This is a genomic window from Marivita sp. (assembly GCF_051251565.1).
Taxonomy (GTDB): domain Bacteria; phylum Pseudomonadota; class Alphaproteobacteria; order Rhodobacterales; family Rhodobacteraceae; genus Marivita.
The window spans coordinates 441,637-466,918 of the sequence record NZ_JBPOFB010000001.1 but is presented as its reverse complement, the minus strand read 5'-3'; the positions used below and the strand labels follow the sequence as shown (position 1 = coordinate 466,918).

Here is a 25,282-nt window from a genome sequence, read left to right as displayed (position 1 = left end):
GCGCCCAAAGATTGGCCCGCCACATGACTGCACCGGGGGCCGCATCTTCAAGATGATTTGAAAGGTGCTTTTCCAACAGCACAGGTGCTGTCCCCTTTCCCTTTGGTATCCTGTGGTTTACCCTTAAACCAAATCGTGCGGGGGGACCGACATGTCAGACAACACCAATGAGACGCTGCGTCAGGCGGCGCTGTTTTACCACGAATATCCAAAGCCCGGTAAGCTTGAGATCCGCGCGACCAAGCCCTTGGCCAATGGTCGTGATCTGGCCCGGGCCTACAGCCCCGGCGTGGCCGAAGCCTGCCTTGAGATCAAAGCCGATCCGACCAATGCTGCGCGCTATACCGCCAAGGGCAATCTGGTGGCGGTTGTGACCAATGGCACGGCCGTTCTGGGTCTTGGCAATATCGGCGCGCTGGCCTCCAAGCCGGTGATGGAGGGCAAGGCGGTCCTGTTCAAGAAATTCGCCAATATCGACTGTTTCGACATCGAGGTGAACGAAAGCGACCCGGAAAAGCTGGCCGATATCGTTTGCGCGCTGGAACCGACCTTCGGCGCCATCAACCTCGAAGACATCAAGGCACCCGATTGTTTCATCGTCGAAAAGCTGTGCCGCGAACGCATGAACATTCCGGTGTTCCATGACGACCAGCACGGCACTGCGATTGTTGTGGGCGCGGCCACCACCAACGCGCTGCATGTCGCAGGCAAGGCGTTCGCGGATATCAAGATCGTGTCCACCGGCGGCGGCGCTGCGGGCATCGCCTGTTTGAACATGCTTCTCAAGCTGGGCGTGAAGCGCGAAAACATCTGGCTCTGCGACATTCACGGGGTGGTCTATGAAGGCCGTGTCGAAGACATGAACCCGCAAAAAGCCGCCTTCGCGCAAAAGACCGATCTGCGCACCCTGAACGATGTGGTGGACGGCGCGGACCTGTTTCTGGGGCTCAGCGGGCCCAAGGTGCTCAAGCCGGAGATGGTCGCGCGCATGGCCGACCGCCCCATCATCTTTGCCCTCGCCAACCCAACGCCCGAGATCCTGCCCGACGAAGTGCGCGAGGTGGCCCCCAACGCGATCATGGCCACCGGGCGCAGCGATTTCCCCAATCAGGTCAACAACGTGCTGTGCTTCCCGTTCATCTTCCGGGGCGCGCTGGACGTAGGCGCAACCGAGATCAACGACGCGATGCAGATTGCCTGCGTTGACGGCATTGCCAAGCTGGCCCGCGCCACCACAAGCGCCGAAGCTGCTGCCGCGTACCGGGGCGAACAGCTCACCTTTGGGGCGGATTACCTGATCCCGAAACCCTTTGATCCGCGCCTGTCCGGCGTCGTGTCCACCGCTGTCGCCAAAGCGGCGATGGAATCGGGTGTGGCGCTTCGTCCGCTGGAAGACCTCAAGGCGTACAAGGCCAAGCTTGACGCCAGCGTCTACAAATCCGCGCTGCTCATGCGCCCGGTCTTTGACGCCGCTGCCACCGGTGCCCGCCGGATCGTGTTTGCCGAGGGCGAAGACGAACGCGTTCTGCGCGCCGCGCAGGCCATCCTTGAAGAAACCACCGAGACGCCGATCCTGATTGGCCGCCCCGAGGTGATCGCCTCGCGCTGCGAACGTCTGGGGCTCGAAATTCGGCCAGAGCGTGATTTCACCATCGTGAACCCGGAAAACGACCCGCGCTACCGCGACTATTGGGAAACCTATCACCGGATCATGGCACGGCGCGGCGTCACGCCTGATCTTGCTCGCGCCATCATGCGCACCAACACCACCGCCATCGGCGCGGTGATGGTGCATCGCGGCGAGGCCGACAGCCTGATCTGTGGCACGTTTGGCGAATACCGCTGGCATCTGAATTACGTGACGCAGGTGCTCGGCTCCGATCAGCACACGCCGCATGGCGCGCTCAGCATGATGATCCTCGAAGACGGGCCTCTGTTCATCGCCGACACCCATGTGCGGTCCCTGCCCACCCCCGAGGAACTGGCCCAGACCGCCATAGGGGCAGCCCGCCATGTGCGCCGCTTTGGGCTGACGCCGAACATCGCATTCTGTTCCCAGTCGCAATTCGGCAATCAGGAAGAAGAATCCGGCAAACGCCTGCGCGCCGCAATCGCGCTGCTGGATTCCGAGCCGCGCGATTTCTGCTATGAGGGCGAGATGAACGTGGATGCCGCCCTTGATGCCGAATTGCGCGACCGGCTGCTGCCCGGAAACCGGATGCAGGGTGTCGCCAATGTGCTGATCTTCGGCCACGCCGATGCGGCCTCGGCCACGCGCAACATTCTCAAGATGCGCGCGGGCGGGCTTGAGGTGGGGCCAATCCTGATGGGCATGGGCAACCGCGCGCATGTGGTGACCCAAGGTATCACCCCGCGCGGCTTGCTGAACATGGCCGCGATCGCCGGAACCCCGGTGGCGCAATACGGGTAAGCAATGCGTTAACGCATCGGGGTTTTGGGGAGACCCAAAACCCTAACCCAATGTCCCAAGAAACGCCTCCGCCTCGGACAGGATCGTCGCTTTGCGATCTGCGTCCATTCGGTTCCAGTTGGCATAGATCTGGCTCATGCGCGGGTTCTTGGCGAATTTTTCGGAATGACGGTCCAGAAAATGCCAATACAGCGTGTTGAACGGGCACGCATCCGGCCCTGTCTTGTCCTGCACCCGATACCGGCACGGTTTGCAATGGTCCGACATCCGGTTGATATACGCGCCCGACGACACATACGGTTTTGACGCGATGATCCCGTCATCGGCGAACTGGCTCATGCCGATCACATTCGGCGCTTCGACCCATTCGAACGCGTCGATATAAACCCGCAAGTACCACTCATGCACCTCGTGCGGGTTGATCCCGGCCAAAAGCGCAAAATTGCCCGTGACCATCAGACGTTGGATATGATGGGCATAGGCCTCTTCTGCCGTCTGGGTGATCGCCTTGGACATGCAGTTCATGTCCGTGTCGCCAGTCCAGTAGAAATCGGGCAGCCTGCGCTGATGGCACAGCGCGTTGCGGCGCGTATACTCGGGGCCTTCGCGGAAATAGATGCCGCGCACATATTCGCGCCAGCCAATGATCTGACGAATGAACCCTTCGACCGCGTTCAGTGGCGCATGCCCCTCGCGGTAGGCGTCCTCGGCGGCGCGGCAGACCTCCATCGGGTCAAGCAGACCGACATTCAGATAAGGCGAGATCATCGCGTGATAAAGAAAGCGATTGTCGTTCATCATCGCGTCCTGAAAATCGCCAAAGCGCGGCAGGGCGTAGGTGATGAAGTGGGTCAACGCGCGCCGCGCCTGTTCGGCGTCGGTGGCAAACCAGAACGGACGCAGCGATCCAAAGGAATTGCCAAACCGCGATGCCACCAGATCAAGCACCTCTTCCACCGTGTCATCCGGGGTGAATTGCATTGGCCCTGAAAAGGCGATGTCATCGGGGGCCGGTTTGCGGTTCTCGGAATCGTAATTCCACTTGCCGCCCTCAGGCTGATCTCCGTCCATCAAGAGGCCGGTTTTGCGGCGCATGTCGCGGTAAAAATACTCCATCCGCAGCGCCTTGCGGCCCTTGGCCCATGTGTCGAATTCGTCCGGAGTGCTGATGAACCTTGTGTCCGGCCGCATCGTCAACCGAAGCGGCATGTCCTCCAACGATTGGATCAGCCGCCATTCACCGGGTTGGGTTGCGATCACCTCGGACGCGCCGGTCTCTTCGGCGCGGCGCAGCACTTCGCCGGGGATCGACCCCGCAGTATCGGGGTCATCAAGGCGCGTGTAGCGCACATCCCAACCCACAGCTTGCAAGCGGGCCGCGAATTTGCGCATGGCGGCAAAGATGAACGCGATCTTTTTGGGATGGTGCTGCACATAGGTGGCTTCTTCTGCCACCTCGGCCATGACCACCACGTCCGACGCCATGTCGGCTGCGGCAAGCGCGGACAAGGCGTCGCTCAGCTGGTCCCCCAGAACCAGAACCAGCCGCGTCACCACGGCACCTCTTTGCCCTGCCAGTCAAAGAATTTGCCCGTGTCGGCGGGGGACAATCCGTCCAGCACCGGCAGCAGGTTTTCTGCGGCATCGGCCGCCGGGACTGACGGGTTATGACCCACATATTTCCGGGTGAACGCAGTCTCAACCGTGCCCGGATGCAGCGCCACGCAGACCAAATCCTTGTGGGTGCGGCCCAGCTCGATCGCTGCGCTGTGGATCATCTGGTTCACCGCCGCCTTGGAGGTGCGATAGCTGTACCAGCCACCCAGCCGGTTGTCCCCAATAGACCCCACCCGCGCAGACAAGGCCGCAAAGACGCCCCGTCCCTTGCGGGGCAACAGCCGCATCGCGTGTTTGAGCACCAGCGACGGGCCCACAGTGTTGAGCTTGAATTGGTCGATCATCGCATCGGCTGTCACATGACGCAGGGTCTTTTCGGGCGTGGCCCCGTTGATTTCCAACGCACCAGTGGCGACAAATACAAGGTCAAACGCCCCCGTCAGCGCGCCCAATGCCTGCTCCACGCTGGCTTCGTCGGTGATGTCCAGCCCGTCAACGCTGCGGGATAACCCGGTAACGGACACGCCCCGCGCCTCCAGGGCTCTGCAAAGCGCCGCGCCAATGCCGCCGCTTGATCCGATGATGAGTGCTTTTTCCATGACCCCGCCACCTAGAGTAAAGCGTCGGGGCGTCAACGGCATCCGGTCAAAGCTGTCAGACCAAAGCTGTCAGGCCAGACCGCGCCAGCGCAGAACGGCAATCAGCAGCACGATCACCGCCAGAACGTTGAACGCCATGCTGCCGAGGATCGACAGGACAAACCCCTTGCGCCGGTCCGCTGCGTCAATAGCCCTGAGATGCGTCACAGCCCGATCATAGGCCGCTTGGGTGGCGGTCGCATCAAGGCGCAGCGCCAGCCTTGGATTGGCCGTCATCTGTTCGGCTTCGGCCACCAACGCGATATCGTTGCGCACCGCCGCAGGCAGGCGGCGTCCGGCCTTGGCCACCCGGTGCGACAGGGTTCCGCGTTTGAGGCCCAACCGCTTGGCCAGAAGGGCTTGCAACGTCGCGGCGTGGGTCTTGATCGTTTCGGCATGTTCCATCCCCCCGGATTAAGCCTCTGCGCCCTCTTGCTCAAGGCTGATGTGACACAGTATGCACGGCGTATGCTCAATACGCTTCTCACCCATTCGGATGGCACTGCGACGCCGCTTTTGATTGTGCACGGACTTTACGGATCGGGCCGCAACTGGGGGGTGATCGCAAAGCGCCTGTCAGATCGCGGACCGGTGATCGCGGTGGACCAGCGCAATCACGGCGACAGTTTCTGGGCGGACAGTCACAGCTACGAAGACATGGCCGATGATCTGGCCCAAGTGATCGCGTCCCACGGCGGTGCTGTGGATGTGGTGGGGCACTCGATGGGCGGCAAGGCGGCGATGGTCCTGGCGCTCACCCGGCCCGAGCTGGTCAGCCGCCTCATCGTCGCCGATATCGCGCCCGTCACCTATACCCATTCGCAAACGCAGTTCATCGACGCGATGCGTGCCGTTGACCTCTCGAAGGTCGAAAAACGCTCGGACGCGGCAGAGCAATTGGCCGCACATGTGGACGACCCGACCTTGCAGGCGTTCTTCACCCAGTCCTTGGACGTGGCACACAAACGCTGGAAGCTGAACCTGAATGCGCTGGCGACCGAGATGCCACAGGTGCTTGGCTTTCCCGACATCACAGGCCAGTTCGACAAACCGACATTGTTCCTGTCAGGCGCGCAATCGGACTACGTGACGCCCGCATATCGCCCGACGATCAAGGGCCTGTTCCCGGCAGCCCGGTTCGCCAAGATCCCCCGGGCGGGCCATTGGCTACATGCCGAAAAGCCGCGCGAATTCGAAGCGTCGGTGCGGGCGTTTCTTGATCAGGCTCAGTAGCCCCGGCATGACTGCTCAGAGCGGGCGGCAAATGCCTTGTAGCGATCCCAGAACGCATCATCCGCCGAAGATTGCGACATCCACACGTCATGCGCGCGCTGCGGATCGCTAAAGAACCGCGACGCCTTGCGCTGATCCGCGCCCGAAAGCGATCGGTTGGCCACTGTCTGGATGCAGCCACACAGCCGCGCGTTGCGCGCCTTGCGGTCCGAGGACAGACAGGCCGAGCTGATCGGGCCTGACGAGAACCGTGTCACCGCACCCGTGTCACCGCGATCAAACCGGTTTCCGCCGCATCCCGCGATCAGGGCCATGACCAAAAATGCCACCAAGAGTTTCATGTTGCCTGCTCTCATTCGATTGTGCCGCGTCCCGGATCTTGTGCCCGGATATGCGGTGCTTTGCCTGCGCCTAGGATGCCCGAAAGCCAAGCTGTTTTCAAATCACCTTTTGTCAAACGCGCCGCGCCTGTCGCGCCACCTTGACCAGACCCCAAAAGCGCATCATATCCGGGCCATGACAGAGCTTTCGCACATCCGCAATTTCTCCATTGTAGCCCATATCGACCACGGGAAATCCACCCTGGCCGACAGGCTGATCCAATCCACCAACACGGTGACGGAACGGGAGATGAAAGAACAGCTTCTTGATTCGATGGATATCGAACGGGAACGCGGCATCACGATCAAGGCCAACACGGTTCGGATCGAATACAAGGCCGAGGATGGCGAGACCTATATCCTCAACCTCATCGACACGCCCGGACACGTGGATTTCGCCTATGAGGTGTCCCGGTCCATGCGCGCGGTCGAAGGCTCGCTTTTGGTGGTGGATGCCACCCAAGGCGTCGAGGCGCAGACGCTGGCCAACGTCTATACCGCGATTGACGCGGATCACGAGATTGTTCCGGTCCTCAACAAGATCGACCTGCCCGCGTCAGAACCCGAGCGCGTCAAGGAACAGATCGAGGACGTGATCGGCATCGATGCCTCCGAGGCGCTGGAAATCTCAGCCAAGACCGGCATCGGCATTCCGGCGGTGCTCGAAGCCATCGTCAAGCGTTTGCCACAGCCGCACGAAGGCGATCCGAACAAGCCACTCAAGGCGATGCTGGTGGACAGCAAATACGATCCCTATCTGGGGGTTGTGGTCATTGTGCGCGTGATCGACGGGGTTCTGAAAAAGGGCCAGCGCATCAAGATGATGAAAACCGGCGGCACCTATGACATCGACCGGATCGGCGTCTACCGCCCCGCGATGCAAGAGGTCAAGGAACTGGGCCCCGGTGAGATCGGCTATATCACCGCTCAGATCAAACAGGTCAGCGACACCCGCGTCGGCGACACGATCACCACGGAGAAAAAGGGCTGTGAAACGCCCCTGCCCGGCTTCAAGCCATCAATCCCCGTGGTGTTCTGTGGTCTCTTCCCGGTGGATGCCAACGACTTTGAAGACATGCGCGGCGCGATTGAAAAGCTGTCGCTGAACGACGCGTCGTTCACCTCCGAGATGGAAACCTCGGCCGCGCTTGGCTTTGGCTTTCGCTGCGGGTTCCTCGGCCTGCTGCACCTCGAAGTGGTGCGCGACCGTCTGGAGCGCGAATACGATATCGACCTGATCACCACCGCGCCGTCGGTGATTTACCACATCTACACCCGCGACGGCGAAATGCTGGAGCTGCACAACCCCGCCGACATGCCCGACCCGTCGATCATCGACCATATCGAAGAGCCGCGCATCAAGGCATCGATCCTTGTGCCCGACGAATATCTGGGGGACGTGCTCAAGCTGTGCCAAGACCGTCGCGGCGAACAGATGGACCTGACCTATGTCGGCAACCGCGCGATGGTGGTCTATGACCTGCCGCTCAACGAGGTGGTGTTTGATTTCTATGACCGTCTGAAATCGGTGACCAAGGGCTATGCGTCGTTCGATTACCAGATGATCGGCTACCGCGAAGACAGCCTTGTGAAGATGCAGATCCTTGTGAACGACGAACCTGTCGACGCGCTCTCCACCATGGTCCACCGCGACCGGGCCGAGACGCGGGGACGGGCAATGTGCGAAAAGCTCAAGGATCTGATCCCGCGCCACATGTTCAAGATCCCGATCCAGGCCGCCATCGGCGGCAAGGTCATCGCCCGCGAGACTTTGGCGGCTTTGCGCAAGGACGTGACCGCCAAATGCTACGGCGGCGACGCCACCCGAAAGAAGAAACTTCTGGAAAAGCAGAAAGCCGGCAAGAAGAAGATGCGCCAGTTCGGCAAGGTGGATATCCCGCAGGAAGCGTTTATCTCGGCGTTAAAGATGGATGGGTGAACGCATGAATGGACGAACATTCACGAGTTGGTAACGGGTTCACGTTTAAGGTGAATCCGGATTAAACTCATGGTACAGTCTGAATGCCGACGGTCTTTCACCACGCCGGTTTCCGGTTCTTCTTTTATTCCAACGAAGGCGAACCGCGCGAACCCGTGCATATTCATGTGGTGAAAGTCGGCGGCGAAGCGAAGTTCTGGCTAAAGCCGGTCAGAGTCGCGCGGAGCAACGGCTTGGATGCCCGAACCTTGCGCGCTTTGGCCCGTATCATTGCTGAGCGAAGCCGTTTGATTGAGGATGCCTGGCATGACCATTTCGGCCACTGAAGTGACATTCGATGAGCACACAATGTGGGTGTCGCTGGAAGATGGACGTATTCTAGGCGTACCTTTGGGATGGTTCCCACGTTTGGCCCAAGCAACACCTGAACAGTTGACCGAGGTGCAGATCAGTGCCTTTGGACTGCATTGGGACGCGTTGGATGAAGATGTGTCGATACCTGCCTTACTGGAGGGCCGAGCGGCTGTTGAAGACGCCGCGTAGGGTGCGTGATCTCACGCACCAATTGACCGCAACCAACTCATCGGTGCGTGTGAACACGCACCCTACGGTCTACCTGAGGAACAGCGCAAAGCGCCCTCGGGCAGCGGAGGACCGTCCCCCCAGACCACCCTCTGCCCGATCCCAAGCGCTGCGTGAAAACTTGCCCATGGGCAAGTTTGGGTCCAACCGTTTGATCTTCCTTACAAAACGATACAACTTCAGATTGTTTTAACCAAATCTGCGCGACTCCTTGCCGCCCACCACAATGTGACTGCGTCCCCCCTGCTCGAACGCATCAGGTTGCGATATACTGTTCAAAAATTCCTGAGCAGGACCAACACTTATGCGCCCGATTCTCCTGGCAGCCCTCATGCTGGCCGCCCCCGCAGTGCAGGCCGATGTCTGCGATTTCCGGCCCAGCATCCTTGCAGGCAAAGCCGGGGATGCCGCAAAAAACACCGCCCGCGCGGTGGCCAGTGTTGCCACCGAAGGCGTGCGCGCAGTGGGGGCCTATACGCTGGAAAACCCGGTCTCGGGCGTCAGCATGATCGGCAGCGCGGTCAGCAGCGCAACAGCCGCCGGAAGCAGTGTCGCTGCGGGCTCCAGCGGGGTGATGACCACCGCAACCGCCATCGCAACCGCGCCGGTGACCATTGCCGTTGCGGGCCTCACGGCGGTGGCGCTTGGCAGCTACGAAGGGGTGTGCCATTTCCGCGCCGAGCGGATCACCGATTACGACGAGATCCTCTATATCGTCTCGAACCTGTCGGCCAATTCGGACCCGACGATGTTCGCGCTGATCCCGGCGGGCAGCCATTATGTGACACCCAAAGGCCGGGACGCCATCGCCCGGACCGACAAGGTGCATGTTGCGTCGGCGGGTGTGGGTCCGTTCCTGTTTGACGTAGAGAACCTCTATATCGTGAACGGGGTGCTGATGAACCGCGATCTGGGCCGCAACACGGTGATCGGCAATGTCGGGCTTCAGGTTGTCTCGATGGGTTGGAACTAGCCCTTTTGGGCGTGTCATGGAAAACCAGTATGCGGGTTATTTGAACACCGTCACTGCGTGTCACATTGATCCGGATCAAGGACAACACGTCTGGAATTTGGAATGCTTGGGTCAGCCGTTTTGTAGTGGAGGCCCTCATGTTCCGACTTGCCAGTATCTTGTATTCGCTGATTGCAACAACCCTTGCCGGCACCGCCATGATCGCGGTTTTGACCGCCGGGTTTGACACGCTTGTCCCGATTGTGGTCGCCGCAATCGTGGGCGCGCTGGTCGCTCTGCCGGTCAGCTATTTCGTGGCCCGCGCGATGTATGAAACCTAGGGCCTGCGCCCGTCCACAGCGTCCAGCAAACCCTCTGCTCAGGTTTCGATCAGGGCCAGCGTCCCGTCGAAATCACGGGTGTAATACGGGTCGGGAACATAGGCCAACCCGGCCTCTGGCGCGTAATCGGTAAATCGACGCACCCGGTCGGTGGGGCCAATCGCGCTAAGCGCGGCTGCGTTGTCATCGTCCATCACGACAATCAGGTCGAACGACCCGAAATCCGCGCCCGACACCTGCCGCGCCCGCAGAGACGTCAGATCGTACCCCTTGGCCTTGGCCGCAGCCTGCATCGGCCCGTATGGCGGTTTGCCGATGTGCCAGTCGCCGGTGCCCGCGCTGTCGATGATCAGGTCCAGCCCGCGCGCCTGCGCCTTGGCCCGTGTGACCGCTTCCGCCGTGGGCGAGCGGCAGATATTGCCCAGACAGACAAAGAGGATACGGTGTGTCATGCCCCTTGCCTAACGCAGGGGCGTGGCCGGGAAAAGGGTGACGATGCGACGATGTGAACGAATTGTGGTGCTGACAGGTGCCGGGGTGTCCGCCGAAAGCGGGCTGGGCACGTTCCGCGATGAAGGCGGGCTTTGGGCGCAGCACCGGATCGAGGATGTGGCCACCCCCGAGGCCTTTGCCCGCGACCCCGCGCTGGTGCATCGGTTCTACACCGCGCGGCGCATCCAAGCCGCCCAAGCACAACCCAACGCGGCGCACCGCGCCCTTGCGCGCCTGCAAGCAGACTGGGAGGGCGATGTCCTGCTGGTGACGCAGAATGTTGACGGCCTGCACCAAAAGGCCGGCGCGTCGGCAATCCACATGCATGGAGAGCTGTCGCGCGCGCTGTGCGCTGCGTGCGCGCATCGCTGGGACGCGCCCTTGGAGATGTCGGCGGGCGACACATGCCCGGCCTGTCACGCGCCCTCAGCGCGCCCGGACATCGTGTGGTTCGGCGAAATGCCCTATCACATGGAGCGTATTCTGGACGCGATCCAGACCTGCGATCTGTTTGCGGCCATCGGCACATCCGGGCAGGTGTACCCCGCCGCAGGGTTTGTCGAAGAGGCGCGTCTGGCCGGGGCTGCCACAGTCGAGCTCAACCTGAGAGACAGCGATATGTCCCACGCGTTCGAGCACCATATCCTTGGCCCTGCAAGCCGGACTGTGCCTGTGTGGGTCGATCAGATTTTGACCGGGAAGTAGGGCGGGAGACCCCCGCCCTGCCCGCGCCGATCAGCCGTCGGTTCCGTGGTTCATGCTGCCGTGGTTGCCATGATCCATGCCGCCATGGTCCTGACGTTCAAGATCAACCGGCACCTCCACCACAACATCGCCCGCCTGTTCAAAAGTCAGCGTGATCGTAACGGTTTCCCCCTGGTCCAAGCTGTCCGTCAGCCCCATGAGCATGACGTGCTTGCCTCCGCGCACCATTGCGATTTCGCCATCGGTGGGCAGGTCAAAGCCTTCCTCGACATGGATCATGCGCATGACGCCATTGGCGTCTTCTTCGTGGGTGTGCAGTTCGGTGCGCGCGGCTGCGTCGCTGCTCACGCCGATCAGTCGGTCTGCGGCACCGCCATCGTTGTGAATGACCATAAACGCTGCCCCGGTCTTGGACATCGGTGACGCAGAGCGCGCATAGGCATCGTGCACTTCGATTTCCGCAAATGCGGGGGCAGCAAACAACAGGGCAGCTGCCCCGGCAAGGAGAGTGGTCTTCATCATCTGATGTGTCTTTCTGTCTGAAATGTTGGTTGGAATGGTGTCTCAGACAGAGACGGGTGGCCCCCGCGCCTGCGGGTGCGGCACCACCTGATCGGCCGACACTGCGCCAGTCTGGCCCAGCCAAAGCACGTGCCATATCTCAAGCCGGGTGGCCTGTGGCAATGGGGCTGTCGCATCGGCATAAAAGGCCAGCGCATAATCCGGGCAGATCATGACACCGCCCGTCGGGTCACCGTTTTCGTCCACAAGAAAGTGGATCGGGCCAGTGCCGGTGCAGATCTCCATCAACCCGACCGCCGGAGCCTGACCGCGAGCCGCCGCCAGTTGCACACTGGTGACCGCGATGACAATCGTCATCAGGACATAGGTGAGGGTTCGGATCACATACCGCATAGGTGGGATGTACGTGGCCTGCACCGCGTCACAAGGCGACAAAAGGAAACAGCCCCGCCCGGATATCCGAACGAGGCTGTTTGCAATTCAAAACACAGCAAAGGCTTAGGCCTGTGCGGTTTGCGCCTGTGCAGTTTGCGCCTTGGCGATCGCTTTTTTGACTTTCAGCGCGCTGGCCGACAGTTCAGTGTCCTTTGCCTTGGCAAGAAACTTGTCAAGACCACCACGGTGATCCACGCTGCGCAGCGCGTGCGCGGAGATGCGCATCTTGATGCCGCGACCCAGCGTTTCCGACTGGAGTGTGACATCGTTTAGGTTCGGCAAAAAGCGCCGACGTGTTTTGTTGTTGGCGTGGCTGACATTGTTGCCAGTCATCGGGCCTTTACCGGTCAGTTCGCATACACGCGACATGGGCTTGTCCTCGTTCTATCAAAGGTGGCCTTAGGGCCGTCCACCAATATGAAAAGGCGCCGACTGGCAGCGCCCGGAATCTCGTTGGCTGTCCTTAGAGGGATGCAGGATAGGCGTCAAGAGCTGGCCACATGAAATCGCTGCTTCGGCACGAAAACTGCGCGGTTTTCGAACCGCCTGCGGCGGTCCGACAGGTTGGGAGGGGCGGCCCGGACCTGTTCCGGGACGGGGGCAACGCCCCCAAACCGGCCTGTCCGACCATGGTTCGGGCAGGCTCATCCGGCGCGCGGGTGCGTTCAGTCTGATCAGGACGTTGGGGGCGCGCGGCCTTCGAGCTGCGCAAACACATCGTCCGCAGCCTGGCCGGGCGTCATCACGCCCTGCTCTACCGCGCGGCCAAGTGATTGGACCAGCCCTTTCATCGGTTCCCGTTCCAGCCGTGCAAGCAAGGTTTGCTTAAGCTCGGCCTCGAACCAGAATCGCGCCTGTGCGGCGCGGCGGGCCGCGAAATGGCCGTGATCACGGCGCCATTGCGTGAGGGTTTGCATCTCGGCCCACGCGTTTGTCAGCCCGACATTTTCATAGGCGGACACGGTCATTGCCTTGGGAAAGCCCTGCGGATCCTGCGGGCGTTTGCGCAAGAGCCGCAGCGCCCCCGCGTAATCGGCGCAGGTGCGTGTTGCCGTGGCTTTGAGATCGCCATCGGCCTTGTTCACGAGGATGATGTCGGCCATTTCCATGATCCCGCGCTTGACGCCCTGCAATTCATCGCCCCCCGCAGGCGCGAGCAGCAGCAGAAACAGGTCCGACATTTCGGCCACCACGGTTTCGGACTGCCCCACCCCAACGGTTTCGATCAGCACCACGTCAAAGCCCGCGGCTTCGCACAGGTCGATCGCTTCGCGGGTGCGACGGGCCACGCCCCCCAGATGGGTTTGCGAGGGCGAGGGGCGGATAAAGGCATTGGGGTCGCGCGACAGGTGGTCCATCCGGGTTTTGTCGCCCAGGATTGACCCGCCAGAGCGCGCCGAGCTGGGATCAACGGCCAGCACCGCGACCTTGAGGCCCTGCGCGGTGAGCATCAGACCGAAGGTTTCGATGAAGGTGGATTTGCCCACGCCCGGTGTGCCTGACAGCCCGATGCGCAGCGCTTCGCGGTCATGGCCTTTCAGCGCCTCAAAGAGCGCGAGGGTCTGGGCGCGGTGATCGTCGCGCCGGCTTTCGACCAGCGTGATCGCCCGTGCCAGCGCACGGCGTTCGCCGGCAAGGATGCGGGCTGCCAGATCGTCAATATCCATGCGCGGGGCTCCGTCGTGATGTGTCGGCAGATGTGCCACGGGCGCGGCGGTCAAGTAAACCCGTCAGCCGAGCCCGCCGGGACCATGTTTGAGAATCACCGGCACGATCAGCTCTTCCTCATCGACCAAGTGCCGATTGAGCATCGCCTCGAAGCTAAGCAGATCGGCCCGGAACGCGCCCGGCTCTGACTGCCCCTGAAGCACCGCATTTGCGCCATCGGCAAAGCGGTTGAGCAGGCCGTCCATGGCGTGGTGATCGGAGTCCAGCAGCAAGAAGCCCTTGGCAAGCACAGGTTCACGGGCGCTCAGGATCGGGAAATAGTGATGATCTTCGATCTGATGATGCCCGTGCAGGTTCTCCAAGAGCATCGCACCGTAGCGCGACAGTCTGGTCGCGTGGGTCTTGGCGTCGATCTTGCGGTCCACCGCCTGTTCGGCATCGCGGATCAGAGCGCCTATCAGCTTGCGAAACATCAGGTGACGGTCGAGCCAGAACGCCACCAGCCCGGCGAAATTGTCATGCGCGGGCCACGTGTCGCGCGGGTGAACTTCGAGCAGCACGCGCAGCGCATCGGGCAAGCCGGTTCGGTGGTCCAGTGTCAGTGTGTCGTCCATGCGCGCCTCCTGTTGCCCCCTAGGTGCAGCGCGCAGGGACAATGTCAATCAGCGCAGCACATGCACTGCGCACTCCGCGTGGCGGACAACATGGGTTGCGGTAGACCCCAGGAGCAGCGTTTGCATGCCGGGGCGGTGCGAGGCGATCACGATCAGGTCGTTGCCATGTTCCTTGGCATAGTCGAGAATCGAGCGCCCGGAATGGCCGTCGATCACCTCGGAGATTGCACCGATCCCGGCAGCAAGCCGGGTCATTTCGGCGTCGATGCCCTTGCGCGTGGCCGCAAGAATGTCGTCGGGGATATAGCTGATGGCATAGCTGGGCACCGCATCGACAACGTGCAAGAGCGTGATGCGCGCGCCGTCTGACGCCAGCCCTTTCGCCGTTGCGATGGCTTTGGCGGCGCGGTCGTCTTCATCGTCAAGCGCGATTGGAACAAGAATGTTGGTATACATGGCGCGTCCTCCGTTTTTGTCTGCGGGGACAGGGTATCGCACCGGGATGCGCCGCGCCTTGATCCGCATCAGATGGTGGCGGGTTTCGGGACGCACCTCGCGTGGCAAGAGGTCGGGTCAGGACACGTTGGGTTCGCCTTGCAGGCCAAGCAGTTTGCGAAACCCGGTCCAGTATCCGGGCAGGCGCGGCGGGTCTTGCAGGTGAGGCAGTGCCGCATCGGCCCAGCGGGGCATGCGGCGTTGGGCGAAATCGCGGCCCCAGTCGAGATAGGCTTGCGCATCATCGGGGCGCAGGCGGCAGGCCGACCCGACAAGACCCACCAGCGTTTCCGGCGCCGAGTACCATTCGTCCTGAATGCCGGTGACCTTGGTTTGCAAAAGCGGCCCGACCCAGCGCATCAGTGCCTTGTCCGAGAACAGCAGCAGCATCTTGCCCATTTCGTCGCGGCTGTAATGGATCAGCGGCGGGAAGGTATCGAAGAACAGCGCACGCCCGTCCAGATAGGCGAAATTGCGGATCGACGGGTGAAACCCGATGCGGGTGTCGAACTGATCCGCATTGTTCCAGAACGTGGCGATCACATCGCCTGCCGCTTCCATCATCTTGAGCGTATCGTCGGTGCTGGCGGCCTGCATCTGCGGGCGCATCATGCTGTCAGAGGGCAGCGCCTCTTGCACGATGACGGGAATGCGCGCGCCATCGATGTCGAGCAGGTGAAATTCGGTCCGTGGCAGGGCCACCCCGGCGGTGTTCAGCGCGGCGACATAATCGTCGTGGCATTGGGCCAGCCGGTCGAGGGCGGATTGGTCCTTGAGACCGCGATAGACCTTGATCACCATGTCTGCAAACGGACCAGAGGCGGGACGGAACGGAGCGCAGAAATACCCAAGCTTTGACACGGTCTGGCCGCGTGATGCGCTGTCGGCGCGGATCACATCCTTAAGGCTGTCGAGATCGGTCATTGTGCAGGCTCCTGTGTGGGACGCCCTGCCTTTACCTGTTTGCCAGCACCTCTGCCACCTCTGAGGTGAGCGCATCGACTTCGGTCTGTGCCGGGGTCTTGCGGCCTTCGGCAGCACCCCTGCCCTGCCCCAACGCTTCGGCATAGCCGACCCGGTTGGACAGGGTGGTCTCTGCGATGCGGGCCATCAGCTTTTCGGCGGCTTCGGCCACTTCGGTGCCAAGGCGGGTGTTCTTGCGGGACCGGTTGAGGACAACCAGCGTTTCTTTGTCTTCGCGGCGTGCGAGATCAAGCACACCTTCGGTGGCCCAGAGATCCACATGGCTGACGCTGACCGGCACCACCACCAGATCGGCCACGCGCAAGGCCGGACGCAGATCGCTGTCGGCTTTGGGGGGCGTGTCGATGATGACGATGTCGTGGGAGTCGCTTAGCTTGCGCACCTCGTAGGTGATGCCCCACGCCGAGGAGGTGGCGAATTCAAGACCCTCTATCGGGCCGGCATTGGTTTCCAGCCGGGTCATGAACCAGCGGCCAAGGCTGCCTTGCGGGTCGATATCGACAAGGGCCACGCGTTTGCCCTGGCGCAGGAACCCGATGGCGAGGTTTGCAGACACGGTGGTCTTGCCAGAGCCGCCTTTTTGTTGCGCAACTGTGATGACGTGGCCGGGCATGGTGCGTTCCTTCGATTCGGCCAGAGGGTACAGGGTTATGATGCAGGTGCAGCATAGAAAATTGCCACACGCGGTGCGGATGCTATGGTGCGTTGTATGAAATCCCCCATGCGCCCCGTTGATGACGATGCCCGCACCCTTGCGCGTGGGCTGATCGACGCCGCCCGGTTTGCGGGTTTGGCCTATCGTGATCCAGACAGCGGTTCTCCGATGATCAGCCGCATTGCGTTGGTGGCGGGGCCGGAGGGCCTACCTTTGAGCCTTGTGTCAGACCTGAGCCACCACAGCGCTGCGTTGACGCATGATCCGGTATGCGCGTTGTTGATCGGGGAGCCGACCGGCAAGGGCGATCCGCTGACCCATCCGCGTCTGAGCCTGCGGGCCGAGGCGTCGTTTGTCCGGCATGGGGATGCGGATCACGCGGCATTGGCGCAGGCGTTTCTTAGCAAACAGCCGAAAGCCAAGCTCTATATCGGGTTTGCCGATTTCGCCTTGGTGCGGTTTGCGCCCTTGGGGGCGCATCTCAATGGTGGGTTTGGCAAGGCCTATGTCTTGGACGCTGACGACCTGGAGGTGCCGGTGCGGTAACACATCGCGGCGTTCCATTGACAGAACACACTGTCACGCTGCGACTTCGGGTGCCTGCAAGATTTGCACGCCTGCGATGCGCCACACGCCGTCGATCTGTTCCATCCGGTAATCAAGGTAATGCAGGTTGCCTGCCGCATCGGTGACGATCACCATTTGGTATAGCCCGCCCGCGATCGAGCGCAGGTCGCCAAAGCGCACATCATCGGGCCGCCAGACCATCGGGTAGCCTTGTTTGACCATCGCGCCAAAGTTTTCCGGTGTGCGGAACATGGTGCGCAGGTTCGGGCTGGCAAAGGTGAAAGCGGTGGTAAAATCGTCTTTGAGGAACGCGTCGATCTGGCTTTGGATGGTGTTTTCAATGGCGGGTTCCGGTGCAAGAACGTCTTGCGCCCAAAGCGTGCCCGCCATCGACAGGGCAAGTGTCAGTCCGGTGATGAGTCTGCGCATGGTGTCCCCTTTCGGTGTCATGCGAAAGTTAGTGCAAAACCCGTGCGGGGCAAAATGCCCATCCTATGCCAGGTCGCCGGCCAAGCCTTTGTGGATGAGCGCAACGGTCTCATCCACGCCATACAGCGCGATGAATCCGCCGAAACGCGGGCCTTGGGATTGGCCCAGAAGCACCTCGTAGAGCGCCTTGAACCAGTCGCGCAGCGGGTCGAACCCGTGGTCCTTGCCGACGGCAAAGACAATGGTTTGCAGCGTCTCGTCGTCGGTGGGGCCGTCATGCGCGCCAAGCCGTGCGGCAAGGTCTTCCATCGCGGCACGTTCGGTGTCGTTTGGTGCGCGGAAGGTTTTCGTGGGTTTCACAAAGTCGTTGTAATAGCGCACGGCAAAGCCCGCGGCCTGATCCATGTCCGGGTTTGTCTCGGGCGTGGCGTCGGGCGCGTAGCGTTGGATAAAGCCCCACATCGCGCCCTTTTCCTCGGCCCCGGCGGCAGAAGCGAGGTTCAGGAGCATCGAGAACGGCACAACCATTTTGGACGCAGGCACGTCGCCCGAATGGATATGCCACACCGGGTTGTTGACCTGCTGGGCCGCGTCTTGGGTCGGGTAAGCGCGCAATTGCTGGTGGTATTCGTCAACCGCCTTGGGGATCACATCGAAATGCATCCGCTTGGCCGTCTTGGGCTTGAGATACATGAAATAGGACAGCGATTCGGTGCTGGCGTATGTCAGCCATTCGTCAATGGACACGCCATTGCCGGTGGTTTTGGAGATCTTATGGCCGTCGGCATCAAGGAAGAGTTCATAGGTGAAATGCTCGGGCTTGCGGCCGCCGAGGATCTCGCAAATGCGGTCATAGATCGGCGTATTGGTGCTGTGATCCTTGCCATACATCTCGAAGTCCACATCCAGCGCCGCCCAGCGCGCACCGAAATCGGGTTTCCACTGAAGTTTCACGTTGCCGCCGGTGACGGGAAGGGTCCATTCCTTGCCGTCCTCATCGTCAAAGGTGATGGTGCCGTTCTTGGCATCCACATGTTTCATCGGGACATACATCACCCGCCCGGTTTCCGGGTGGATGGGCAGGAAGATCGAATAGGTCTCGCGGCGTTCATCACGCAGGGATTTCAGCATGACCTCCATCACCGCGTCATAGCGTTCCGCCGCGCGCAGCAGCACCTCGTCAAATTTGCCCGCACGGTAGAATTCGGTGGAGGAGATGAATTCGTATTCGAATCCAAACGTGTCCAGAAAGCGGTTCAGCATCGCGTTGTTGTGCGCGCCAAAGCTGTCGTGGGTGCCGAACGGGTCCGGAACATCGGTCAGGGGCCGTTGCAGGTGTTCGCGCAGCATTTCGGGGTTGGGCACATTGCCCGGCACTTTGCGCATACCGTCCAGATCGTCGGAAAAGCAGATCAACTTGGTCGGGATGTCCGAAATAACCTCGAATGCGCGTTGGATCATCGTGGTGCGCGCAACTTCGCCGAAAGTGCCGATATGGGGCAGACCGGACGGGCCGTAGCCTGTCTCAAACAGCACATACCCCTTTTCGGGTGGCGCTTTTTCGTAGCGTTTGAGCAACCGACGCGCCTCTTCAAAGGGCCAGGCCTTTGAGGTCATTGCAGCTTCGCGCAGATCGGACATTGCTCTTTTACTCCGGGATGGGCACCGCACGGGAATGTGCATGCGTTCAAAAATCACTCCCTATTGCGGGGGCGCGGGCGGGTCAATAAGTTGGCAGTCAAAGCCCTAACCCAGAAAGCGATGCTCGTGCCCGATACCGCCCCCCACCCGCTTAGCCCGCAGGATTGCCTTGTGGCCCTGATGATTGCGGTTTCCGTGTCGGATGAGGACATTCGCACCGCCGAATTGGTCAAGATCACGTCCGCCGTGAACAACCTGCCGATCTTTGCCGAATATGACGAAGCGCGGATTCGCGATATGTCGGCGTTGGTGTTCGACCTGTTTGAACAGGAAGACGGGCTGGATGCGCTGTTCGGTCTGATCCGCGACAACCTGCCGGACCGCCTTTTCGAGACAGCCTATGCGCTGGCCTGTGATGTGGCCGCCGCAGACGGGACGTTGAACGAAACCGAACTGCGCCTTCTTGAAGAAATCCGCTACGAGCTGGCGCTGGACCGGTTGCATGCCGCAGCGATCGAGCGCGGCGCGCGCGCCCGGCATATGCGGGTGTGATCAACCCGGGCGTTTGGGGGGGAGAGAATAGGTCAGCGTGGCCCGTGCCACCGGGTCTGGCTGGCCTTCGGAATAGAGCAGCACGTCGATCACACTAAGCGACCTCCCAAGTTTGAGAACCTTGGCATGGGCGATGACATCCGCCCCGGCTGCGGGTTTGCGCATGAAATCAATCGAACAATTGGTGGTCACGGCCAGCGCTTCTTTGCCGATCCGGGCCATCGTGGCAACATAAGCCGCCACATCAGCCAGGCTGAACATTGCGGGGCCGGATACGGTCCCTCCGGGACGCAGATGTTGTTCGCTGGCGTGCAGGCGCATCACCAGCCGGTCTTCCGCCAGATGGTCGATCCCAAACATGCCTTTGACTTGTGGAAACACCTCTTCGAGAAATGTTGCCATTTCCTGTGCCGGAACTTTGAGTGCCATGCTTTCCTCCGCTGCCCTGAATGGCTAGAGTTGCGTCAAGTCACTGGGAGGACAAGATGAAAATCCTTGAACGTCACGACGCGGATGGGGTGTGTCATTTGCACATGAACGCGCCAGAGCGGTTGAATGCGCTGTCCGAAGAAATGCTGGCCGCGCTGCAAGACCAGATTGACGCGTTGCACAAGGATCAGGGTACGCGGGTTGTCGTGATCTCGGGCGCGGGCAAGGCGTTTTGCGCGGGGCATGATCTTAAGCAGATGACGGCGGGGCGTCAGGCCGAGGATGGTGGCAAGGCGTATTTCAAGGATTTGTTTGACCGCTGTGCGCGGGTGATGACCGGGGTGCAGCGGTTGCCGCAACCGGTGATCGCGCAGGTGCACGGGATCGCAACAGCCGCCGGGTGCCAATTGGTTGCATCCTGCGACATGGCTGTCGCCGCCGAAGGCACACGGTTCGGGGTCAATGGCGTGAATATCGGGCTGTTTTGTTCGACGCCGATGGTGGCGCTGTCGCGCAACATTCCGCGCAAGCAGGCGTTCGAGATGCTGGTGACGGGCCAATTTATCGACGCCCACCGCGCCGAGACGTTGGGGCTGGTCAACACAGTTGTGCCCGAGGCCGATCTGGCGCGCGCCACGTCCGAAATGGCGCGGCTGGTCGCGGGCAAGCTGGGTGCTGCCGTCAAGATCGGCAAATCGGCGTTCTATGACCAGATGCAGATGAGCCTTGATGACGCCTATGCCTATACCGGCGATGTGATGGTCGAGAACATGCTGTACCGCGACACCGAGGAAGGCATTGCCGCGTTCCTTGAAAAACGCCCTCCCGAGTGGTCGCAGTAGCGTTTGGCCTCCGCCCGGTTTCATTTGCGCCCCGGTATGCGGGTCGGGCTTTTGGGGGGATCGTTTGATCCCGCCCACAAGGGCCATGTGCATCTGACGGATGTGGCGCTGCGGCGGTTTTCGCTGGATCGGGTGATCTGGCTGGTGTCGCCGGGCAACCCTCTCAAGACGCGGGGGCCTGCGCCTCTGGACAGCCGTTTGGCCCGTGCCCGCGATGTTGTGACCGACCCTCGGGTGATCGTCAGCGACTATGAGGCGCAGATCGGCACGCGCTATACCGCCGAAACCGTCGCGGCGCTCCACGCCGAGTACCGGGGTGTGAAGTTCGTCTGGCTGATGGGGGCGGACAACCTTCAGCAGTTCCACCGTTGGGAACGCTGGGAAGACATCCTGCACTCCTTACCTTTGGGCGTTTTGGCCCGACCGGGGTGGCGGCAATCGGGGCTGCATTCGCGCACCGCGCGACAATACAGGCAGGCGCATTTACCCGGCTCTGCGTCGCATCTTCTTGCCGATTGTGCCGCACCGGCGTGGTGTTTTGTGAACATGCCGATGATGCCCGTGAGTTCGACCGCGCTTCGGGCGGCGGGGGTGTGGCAGGGCGGGTCGCCCACCTGACGCACACGGTCAGATTGCACCGCGCGCCCATGGGGCAACGTGTCGTCGATCCTCACCAAAGCGTGTTCTTGTCAGTCGGCAATTGGTCAGGTTAGATCGCGCCATGACACGGGATATTTCACGGCGCGCATTACTTGGGGGTCTCGCTGCGGTTGCCGTTGCGCAGACCGCCGCTGCACAATCTGCGCTTGCGCCGCTTGCCTCGGTGCGACCCACGGCGCGGGCGGCTGATCTTCTCAAGACCTATCAGGCACCGATCAGCGAATTGATCGCGCAATCCGGCATTCCCGGCCTTGTCAGCGTTCAGGTGGCGGATGTCAAAACCGGGCTGGTTCTTGAATCGCACAACCCGCTGCGCGCCCTGCCCCCTGCCAGCGTGGCAAAGGCGTTGACCGCGTGTTACGCGCTGGATGTTCTGGGACCGGGATATCACTTTGAAACCCGTGTTTTGGGCACTGCCCCCATCGTGAACGGGCGGCTGGACGGTGATTTGATACTGGCCGGTGGGGGTGATCCGACGCTGGACACGGACGCGATTGCGGGCATGGCCAAGCGGCTGCGCGAAGAGGCTGGCCTGACCGAGGTCACGGGGCGGTTTCTGGTCTGGGACCGGGCGTTGCCGCTACTGGACGGGATCGACAGCGAACAGCCTTATCAGGTGGGGTACAATCCGGGCATTTCGGGGCTGAACCTCAACTTCAACCGGGTGCATTTCGAATGGCAGCGCAATGGAAACGGCTATGCGGTGTCGATGGATGCGCGGTCCGCCACGCTGCGCCCCGAGGTGCGCGCCGCGCGCATGACGATCGAAGCGCGCGGATATCCAATCTACACCTATGCCGATGGCGGCACGTTTGACAAATGGACGGTGGCGCGTGAGGCGTTGGGGCGCAACGGGGCACGGTGGTTGCCGGTGCGCAAACCCGGACGCTATGCGGCAGAGGTGTTTCAGATCCTCGCGCGGTCCAACGGGATTGTCCTCAAGGCACCCGAATTTCCCGAGGCCCTGCCCGCATCGGCCACACCGATCCTGACGCATGAAAGTGCGCCCTTGCGGATCATCCTGCGCGATATGCTAAAGTTTTCCACCAATATCACGGCCGAATGCGTTGGCATGACAACCACAGTCGCGCGTTTGGGACAGGCGAGATCGCTGAAGGAGTCGGCAGAGGCGATGAACGCTTGGGCCAAGGACAAGCTGGAGATGTCGTCGGTTGCGCTGGAGGATCACTCCGGGCTTGGCGATGACAGCCGCCTGTCGGCGCGCGATATGGTCAAGGCGCTGATCGCTGCGCGGGCGTCGATCGGGGTGAAGCCGCTGCTGAGGGCGCATCCGCTGCGGACAGAAGACCGGACGGTGATCGAAGACCACCCCGTCAAAGTGCATGCCAAAACCGGGACGTTGAATTTCGTCAGCGGGCTTGGCGGGTTCATCGACCTGCCTGACGGCACCGAATTGGCGTTTGCGTATTTCTCGGCAGATCTTCAAAGGCGCGACGCGCTGAGCCGCGAAGAGCGCGAAAGCCCACCCGGCGGCAAGACCTACAACGCGCAGGCCCGCAAGCTGCAACAGCGGCTGCTTGACCGTTGGGGCATTCTTTACAACGGGTGATCCCGACACGGGCACCTGTGCAAACTGGCACATTCGGGCAGTTACAGGCACGACCACAAAAAAAAGGGCGCAAAGACGGTCTTTGCGCCCCAGTGGAAGAGGTCTGACAGGTGCAGGGATTTACACCCGCCAGAACTTACGATTGGCCTCCCTTTGGGCAGTCAACCGATCCAGTCCGATGTCACGCAGCAGGTGATCATCCAGGTGTTTGAGCTGGTCCCGCGTGCGGCGGCGAATGGACCATTTTGTGAGTGTCACCGCGACGCGCAACGCCACAACAGCCAGCGGCGACAGCGTGGACTGTCCGCCAAGAAAGGCGATCTGCGGGGCATGGGTTGCGAGTGTCATGGGTGTGCTCCTCAAATGTATCGACACAATTAATGAGTATCGCAACAGATATCTTGCTATTGCGATACAAAAAGCGATACATTCGAGTCATGTAACGATCTAGAGAAAGATTGTGTCGGATACAATTTCACCTGACCAGATTGTCGCCATGCCGCAAACCGCCAGTGGCCCCAAGTACCGGCGTGTGGCAGACGCGATACAATCCGCGATCCGCGCCGGAGATTTGGCCGTCGGGGACAAGTTGCCGCCGGTGCGGGACTTGGCATGGTCGCTTGGGATCACACCGGGTACGGTTGCGCGGGCCTACACGTTGTTGACCCATGCAGGCCATGCTGTCGCCGAAGTCGGGCGCGGCACGTTTGTGGCGCGTCGACACATGGGTCAGACGGTCCCGGCGCGCGAATACGTGTCGATCCCGGTACAGGACGGCAAGCTGTCGCTGGCCAGCCCCCAATTGCCCGATCTTGGTCAGGTGGCGCTGTTGCGGGACGCCTTTGCCCGGATTGGCGAAACTGCCCCTGAGCGGCTTTTGCAATATCCGACGCGGGATGCGTATCGACCCTTGCGCGAGGCGGCCATTCATTGGCTGCGACATATCCCGCTGGGGCGGATTGAAGAAGAAGACGTGGTTCTGGTGCATGGCGCGCAAAGTGGGCTTGGGGTCATTCTTCAGACCATATTGCGTGGCCCTGCCCCCACCATACTCGTCGAGGAACTGGCCTATCCGGGGTTCCGGCGTGCCGCTGATCTTTTGCGTGTCGAGGTGGTTGGCCTGCCCAGTGACGACAACGGGCTAATCCCCGAGGCGCTGGAAGAGGCGATCCGCCAAACCGGCGCGCAGGTCTTGTGCACATCGCCGGATGTGCACAATCCGACCCTGGTCAGCACACCGAGCGACCGGCGTCAGACCATCGCGGACATATGCCGGACCTTGGACGTGCAGATCATCGAAGACGATTGCTACCGACGCACCAGCAACGCCGCGCCCAGCTACCGTATCCTTGCCCCTGAACGGACATGGCATGTCGCGTCGATCTCCAAGGTGCTGACCCCTGCCTTGCGGCTTGGGTTCGCGGTGGCCCCGCGCGGGCGCGGCCCTGAACTGCGCCAGACCGCCGAACACGGGTTCTTTGGGCTGGCGCAACCGCTGGCCGAGGTGGCCGAAAGCATTCTGACAAACCCCGAAACCGAAGCCATCATGGTCGCAATCCGCGAACGCATGGCCGCCTATGTGCGCGTGGCGGTGAACGCACTTGGATCGTATGACCTGACATGGCAGGAAGATGTGCCGTTTTTGTGGCTTCATCTGCCCCAAGGCTGGCGTGCCGCTGCGTTTTGCAGAGCCACCGAAGCGCGCGGCATACAGATCAGGTCCGCCGATGAATTCGCCTTGCGCGACGGGCGTGCGCCGCATGCGGTGCGGATTGCAATAAACGCGCAAATCCCGCTCGAACACTTCGAGACATCAATGCATCACCTTCGTGATCTTTTGATACACCCACCCGAACAGATAAGTGTCTGATTTTCCGCTGGAATGATGAAAAAATGGTCGCCTGCCCCG

Annotated in this window: 31 protein-coding genes; 14 read left to right on the top strand and 17 right to left on the bottom strand. The window is 61.3% G+C overall.

Going from position 1 to position 25,282, the window contains the following annotated elements; genetic code table 11:
* The first annotated feature begins 151 nt into the window (after positions 1-151).
* Positions 152-2,431, top strand: coding sequence for an NADP-dependent malic enzyme (locus ACSHXH_RS02280; RefSeq protein WP_435670124.1), 2,280 nt, complete (start codon positions 152-154; stop codon positions 2,429-2,431).
* 42 nt (positions 2,432-2,473) lie between these two features.
* Here the strand turns inward: ACSHXH_RS02280 and ACSHXH_RS02275 are convergent, their stop codons facing one another.
* The 3 genes from ACSHXH_RS02275 to ACSHXH_RS02265 all read right to left on the bottom strand — a co-directional run bounded on the left by ACSHXH_RS02275 (position 2,474) and on the right by ACSHXH_RS02265 (position 5,091).
* Complete coding sequence (locus ACSHXH_RS02275) at positions 2,474-3,988, bottom strand: cryptochrome/photolyase family protein (RefSeq protein WP_435670123.1); 1,515 nt, start codon at positions 3,986-3,988, stop codon at positions 2,474-2,476.
* Positions 3,982-4,647 carry an SDR family NAD(P)-dependent oxidoreductase gene (locus tag ACSHXH_RS02270; RefSeq protein ID WP_435670122.1) on the bottom strand — a complete coding sequence of 222 codons (666 nt, stop codon included), beginning with the start codon at positions 4,645-4,647 and terminating at the stop codon, positions 3,982-3,984. The genes ACSHXH_RS02275 and ACSHXH_RS02270 overlap by 7 nt, the downstream gene beginning before the upstream one ends.
* 69 nt (positions 4,648-4,716) lie before the next feature.
* On the bottom strand, positions 4,717-5,091 hold the full coding sequence (locus ACSHXH_RS02265; RefSeq protein ID WP_435670121.1) for a hypothetical protein: 375 nt from the start codon (positions 5,089-5,091) through the stop codon (positions 4,717-4,719).
* 63 nt (positions 5,092-5,154) lie between these two features.
* Between ACSHXH_RS02265 and ACSHXH_RS02260 the strand changes: the two genes are divergently transcribed.
* Positions 5,155-5,919 carry an alpha/beta fold hydrolase gene (locus ACSHXH_RS02260; protein WP_435670184.1) on the top strand — a complete coding sequence of 255 codons (765 nt, stop codon included), beginning with the start codon at positions 5,155-5,157 and terminating at the stop codon, positions 5,917-5,919.
* Here the strand turns inward: ACSHXH_RS02260 and ACSHXH_RS02255 are convergent.
* A complete protein-coding gene (locus tag ACSHXH_RS02255) occupies positions 5,913-6,260 on the bottom strand; it encodes a hypothetical protein (RefSeq protein WP_435670120.1) in 348 nt (115 codons plus the stop codon). The genes ACSHXH_RS02260 and ACSHXH_RS02255 overlap by 7 nt on opposite strands.
* 175 nt (positions 6,261-6,435) lie before the next feature.
* Here ACSHXH_RS02255 and lepA point away from each other — a divergent pair, with 175 nt between their 5' ends.
* From lepA to ACSHXH_RS02230, 5 genes are all read left to right on the top strand, one after another.
* Entirely contained in the window at positions 6,436-8,238 is a 1,803-nt protein-coding gene (gene lepA / locus ACSHXH_RS02250) for a translation elongation factor 4 (protein ID WP_435670119.1), read from the top strand.
* Between the two features lie 83 nt (positions 8,239-8,321).
* Positions 8,322-8,564 carry a DUF4160 domain-containing protein gene (locus ACSHXH_RS02245; protein WP_435670118.1) on the top strand — a complete coding sequence of 81 codons (243 nt, stop codon included), beginning with the start codon at positions 8,322-8,324 and terminating at the stop codon, positions 8,562-8,564.
* Positions 8,545-8,781 carry a DUF2442 domain-containing protein gene (locus ACSHXH_RS02240; RefSeq protein WP_435670117.1) on the top strand — a complete coding sequence of 79 codons (237 nt, stop codon included), beginning with the start codon at positions 8,545-8,547 and terminating at the stop codon, positions 8,779-8,781. The genes ACSHXH_RS02245 and ACSHXH_RS02240 overlap by 20 nt, the downstream gene beginning before the upstream one ends.
* A gap of 343 nt (positions 8,782-9,124) precedes the next feature.
* The gene (locus ACSHXH_RS02235; protein WP_435670116.1) at positions 9,125-9,793 is read left to right on the top strand and encodes a hypothetical protein; all 669 of its coding nucleotides are present in this window, start codon (positions 9,125-9,127) and stop codon (positions 9,791-9,793) included.
* Positions 9,794-9,930: 137 nt separating this feature from the next.
* Entirely contained in the window at positions 9,931-10,113 is a 183-nt protein-coding gene (locus tag ACSHXH_RS02230; protein ID WP_435670115.1) for a CTP synthetase, read from the top strand.
* A gap of 38 nt (positions 10,114-10,151) precedes the next feature.
* Here the strand turns inward: ACSHXH_RS02230 and ACSHXH_RS02225 are convergent, their stop codons facing one another.
* Entirely contained in the window at positions 10,152-10,565 is a 414-nt protein-coding gene (locus ACSHXH_RS02225; RefSeq protein WP_435670114.1) for a low molecular weight protein-tyrosine-phosphatase, read from the bottom strand.
* A 43-nt stretch (positions 10,566-10,608) separates the two neighbouring features.
* Here ACSHXH_RS02225 and ACSHXH_RS02220 point away from each other — a divergent pair, with 43 nt between their 5' ends.
* Positions 10,609-11,310, top strand: a complete 702-nt coding sequence (locus tag ACSHXH_RS02220) for an NAD-dependent deacylase (protein ID WP_435670113.1) — start codon at positions 10,609-10,611, stop codon at positions 11,308-11,310.
* Positions 11,311-11,340: 30 nt separating this feature from the next.
* Here ACSHXH_RS02220 and ACSHXH_RS02215 read toward each other — a convergent pair whose 3' ends face one another.
* The 8 genes from ACSHXH_RS02215 to parA form a co-directional block, all read right to left on the bottom strand.
* A complete protein-coding gene (locus ACSHXH_RS02215) occupies positions 11,341-11,832 on the bottom strand; it encodes a copper chaperone PCu(A)C (protein ID WP_435670112.1) in 492 nt (163 codons plus the stop codon).
* A gap of 42 nt (positions 11,833-11,874) precedes the next feature.
* Entirely contained in the window at positions 11,875-12,225 is a 351-nt protein-coding gene (locus ACSHXH_RS02210; RefSeq protein WP_435670111.1) for a hypothetical protein, read from the bottom strand.
* 105 nt (positions 12,226-12,330) lie between these two features.
* Entirely contained in the window at positions 12,331-12,636 is a 306-nt protein-coding gene (rpmB, locus tag ACSHXH_RS02205; RefSeq protein ID WP_435670110.1) for a 50S ribosomal protein L28, read from the bottom strand.
* A 305-nt stretch (positions 12,637-12,941) separates the two neighbouring features.
* Positions 12,942-13,934, bottom strand: a complete 993-nt coding sequence (gene meaB, locus ACSHXH_RS02200) for a methylmalonyl Co-A mutase-associated GTPase MeaB (RefSeq protein ID WP_435670109.1) — start codon at positions 13,932-13,934, stop codon at positions 12,942-12,944.
* 63 nt (positions 13,935-13,997) lie between these two features.
* Complete coding sequence (locus ACSHXH_RS02195; RefSeq protein WP_435670108.1) at positions 13,998-14,549, bottom strand: hemerythrin domain-containing protein; 552 nt, start codon at positions 14,547-14,549, stop codon at positions 13,998-14,000.
* 48 nt (positions 14,550-14,597) lie between these two features.
* The gene (locus tag ACSHXH_RS02190; RefSeq protein WP_435670107.1) at positions 14,598-15,005 is read right to left on the bottom strand and encodes a universal stress protein; all 408 of its coding nucleotides are present in this window, start codon (positions 15,003-15,005) and stop codon (positions 14,598-14,600) included.
* A 117-nt stretch (positions 15,006-15,122) separates the two neighbouring features.
* The gene (locus ACSHXH_RS02185; protein ID WP_435670106.1) at positions 15,123-15,968 is read right to left on the bottom strand and encodes a DUF6206 family protein; all 846 of its coding nucleotides are present in this window, start codon (positions 15,966-15,968) and stop codon (positions 15,123-15,125) included.
* A 31-nt stretch (positions 15,969-15,999) separates the two neighbouring features.
* On the bottom strand, positions 16,000-16,641 hold the full coding sequence (gene parA, locus ACSHXH_RS02180; RefSeq protein ID WP_435670105.1) for a ParA family partition ATPase: 642 nt from the start codon (positions 16,639-16,641) through the stop codon (positions 16,000-16,002).
* A gap of 96 nt (positions 16,642-16,737) precedes the next feature.
* Between parA and ACSHXH_RS02175 the strand changes: the two genes are divergently transcribed.
* The gene (locus ACSHXH_RS02175; protein ID WP_435670104.1) at positions 16,738-17,229 is read left to right on the top strand and encodes a HugZ family protein; all 492 of its coding nucleotides are present in this window, start codon (positions 16,738-16,740) and stop codon (positions 17,227-17,229) included.
* 33 nt (positions 17,230-17,262) lie between these two features.
* On the opposite strand, the gene ACSHXH_RS02170 is transcribed toward ACSHXH_RS02175, so the two are convergent.
* Together ACSHXH_RS02170 and ACSHXH_RS02165 are read right to left on the bottom strand one after the other, a co-directional pair.
* Positions 17,263-17,679, bottom strand: a complete 417-nt coding sequence (locus ACSHXH_RS02170) for a DUF4864 domain-containing protein (RefSeq protein WP_435670103.1) — start codon at positions 17,677-17,679, stop codon at positions 17,263-17,265.
* Positions 17,680-17,742: 63 nt separating this feature from the next.
* Positions 17,743-19,320 carry a lysine--tRNA ligase gene (locus ACSHXH_RS02165; RefSeq protein ID WP_435670102.1) on the bottom strand — a complete coding sequence of 526 codons (1,578 nt, stop codon included), beginning with the start codon at positions 19,318-19,320 and terminating at the stop codon, positions 17,743-17,745.
* A 120-nt stretch (positions 19,321-19,440) separates the two neighbouring features.
* Between ACSHXH_RS02165 and ACSHXH_RS02160 the strand changes: the two genes are divergently transcribed.
* Positions 19,441-19,872: a tellurite resistance TerB family protein gene (locus ACSHXH_RS02160; RefSeq protein ID WP_435670101.1), complete on the top strand. Its 432-nt coding sequence runs from the start codon at positions 19,441-19,443 to the stop codon at positions 19,870-19,872.
* On the opposite strand, the gene ACSHXH_RS02155 is transcribed toward ACSHXH_RS02160, so the two are convergent.
* On the bottom strand, positions 19,873-20,301 hold the full coding sequence (locus ACSHXH_RS02155; RefSeq protein WP_435670100.1) for a PaaI family thioesterase: 429 nt from the start codon (positions 20,299-20,301) through the stop codon (positions 19,873-19,875). It abuts the gene before it with no gap.
* A 56-nt stretch (positions 20,302-20,357) separates the two neighbouring features.
* Between ACSHXH_RS02155 and ACSHXH_RS02150 the strand changes: the two genes are divergently transcribed.
* The 3 genes from ACSHXH_RS02150 (at position 20,358) to dacB (ending at position 23,373) form a co-directional block, all read left to right on the top strand.
* Positions 20,358-21,143, top strand: a complete 786-nt coding sequence (locus ACSHXH_RS02150; RefSeq protein WP_435670099.1) for an enoyl-CoA hydratase — start codon at positions 20,358-20,360, stop codon at positions 21,141-21,143.
* Positions 21,144-21,146: 3 nt separating this feature from the next.
* Positions 21,147-21,761 (top strand): nicotinate-nucleotide adenylyltransferase, encoded by a 615-nt coding sequence (locus ACSHXH_RS02145; RefSeq protein ID WP_435670098.1) that lies wholly within the window; start codon positions 21,147-21,149, stop codon positions 21,759-21,761.
* Between the two features lie 103 nt (positions 21,762-21,864).
* Positions 21,865-23,373 carry a D-alanyl-D-alanine carboxypeptidase/D-alanyl-D-alanine endopeptidase gene (gene dacB, locus ACSHXH_RS02140; protein WP_435670097.1) on the top strand — a complete coding sequence of 503 codons (1,509 nt, stop codon included), beginning with the start codon at positions 21,865-21,867 and terminating at the stop codon, positions 23,371-23,373.
* Positions 23,374-23,493: 120 nt separating this feature from the next.
* On the opposite strand, the gene ACSHXH_RS02135 is transcribed toward dacB, so the two are convergent.
* The gene (locus ACSHXH_RS02135) at positions 23,494-23,721 is read right to left on the bottom strand and encodes a DUF1127 domain-containing protein (RefSeq protein WP_435670096.1); all 228 of its coding nucleotides are present in this window, start codon (positions 23,719-23,721) and stop codon (positions 23,494-23,496) included.
* A gap of 148 nt (positions 23,722-23,869) precedes the next feature.
* Here ACSHXH_RS02135 and ACSHXH_RS02130 point away from each other — a divergent pair, with 148 nt between their 5' ends.
* A complete protein-coding gene (locus tag ACSHXH_RS02130; protein WP_435670183.1) occupies positions 23,870-25,243 on the top strand; it encodes a PLP-dependent aminotransferase family protein in 1,374 nt (457 codons plus the stop codon).
* Positions 25,244-25,282: the final 39 nt, after the last annotated feature.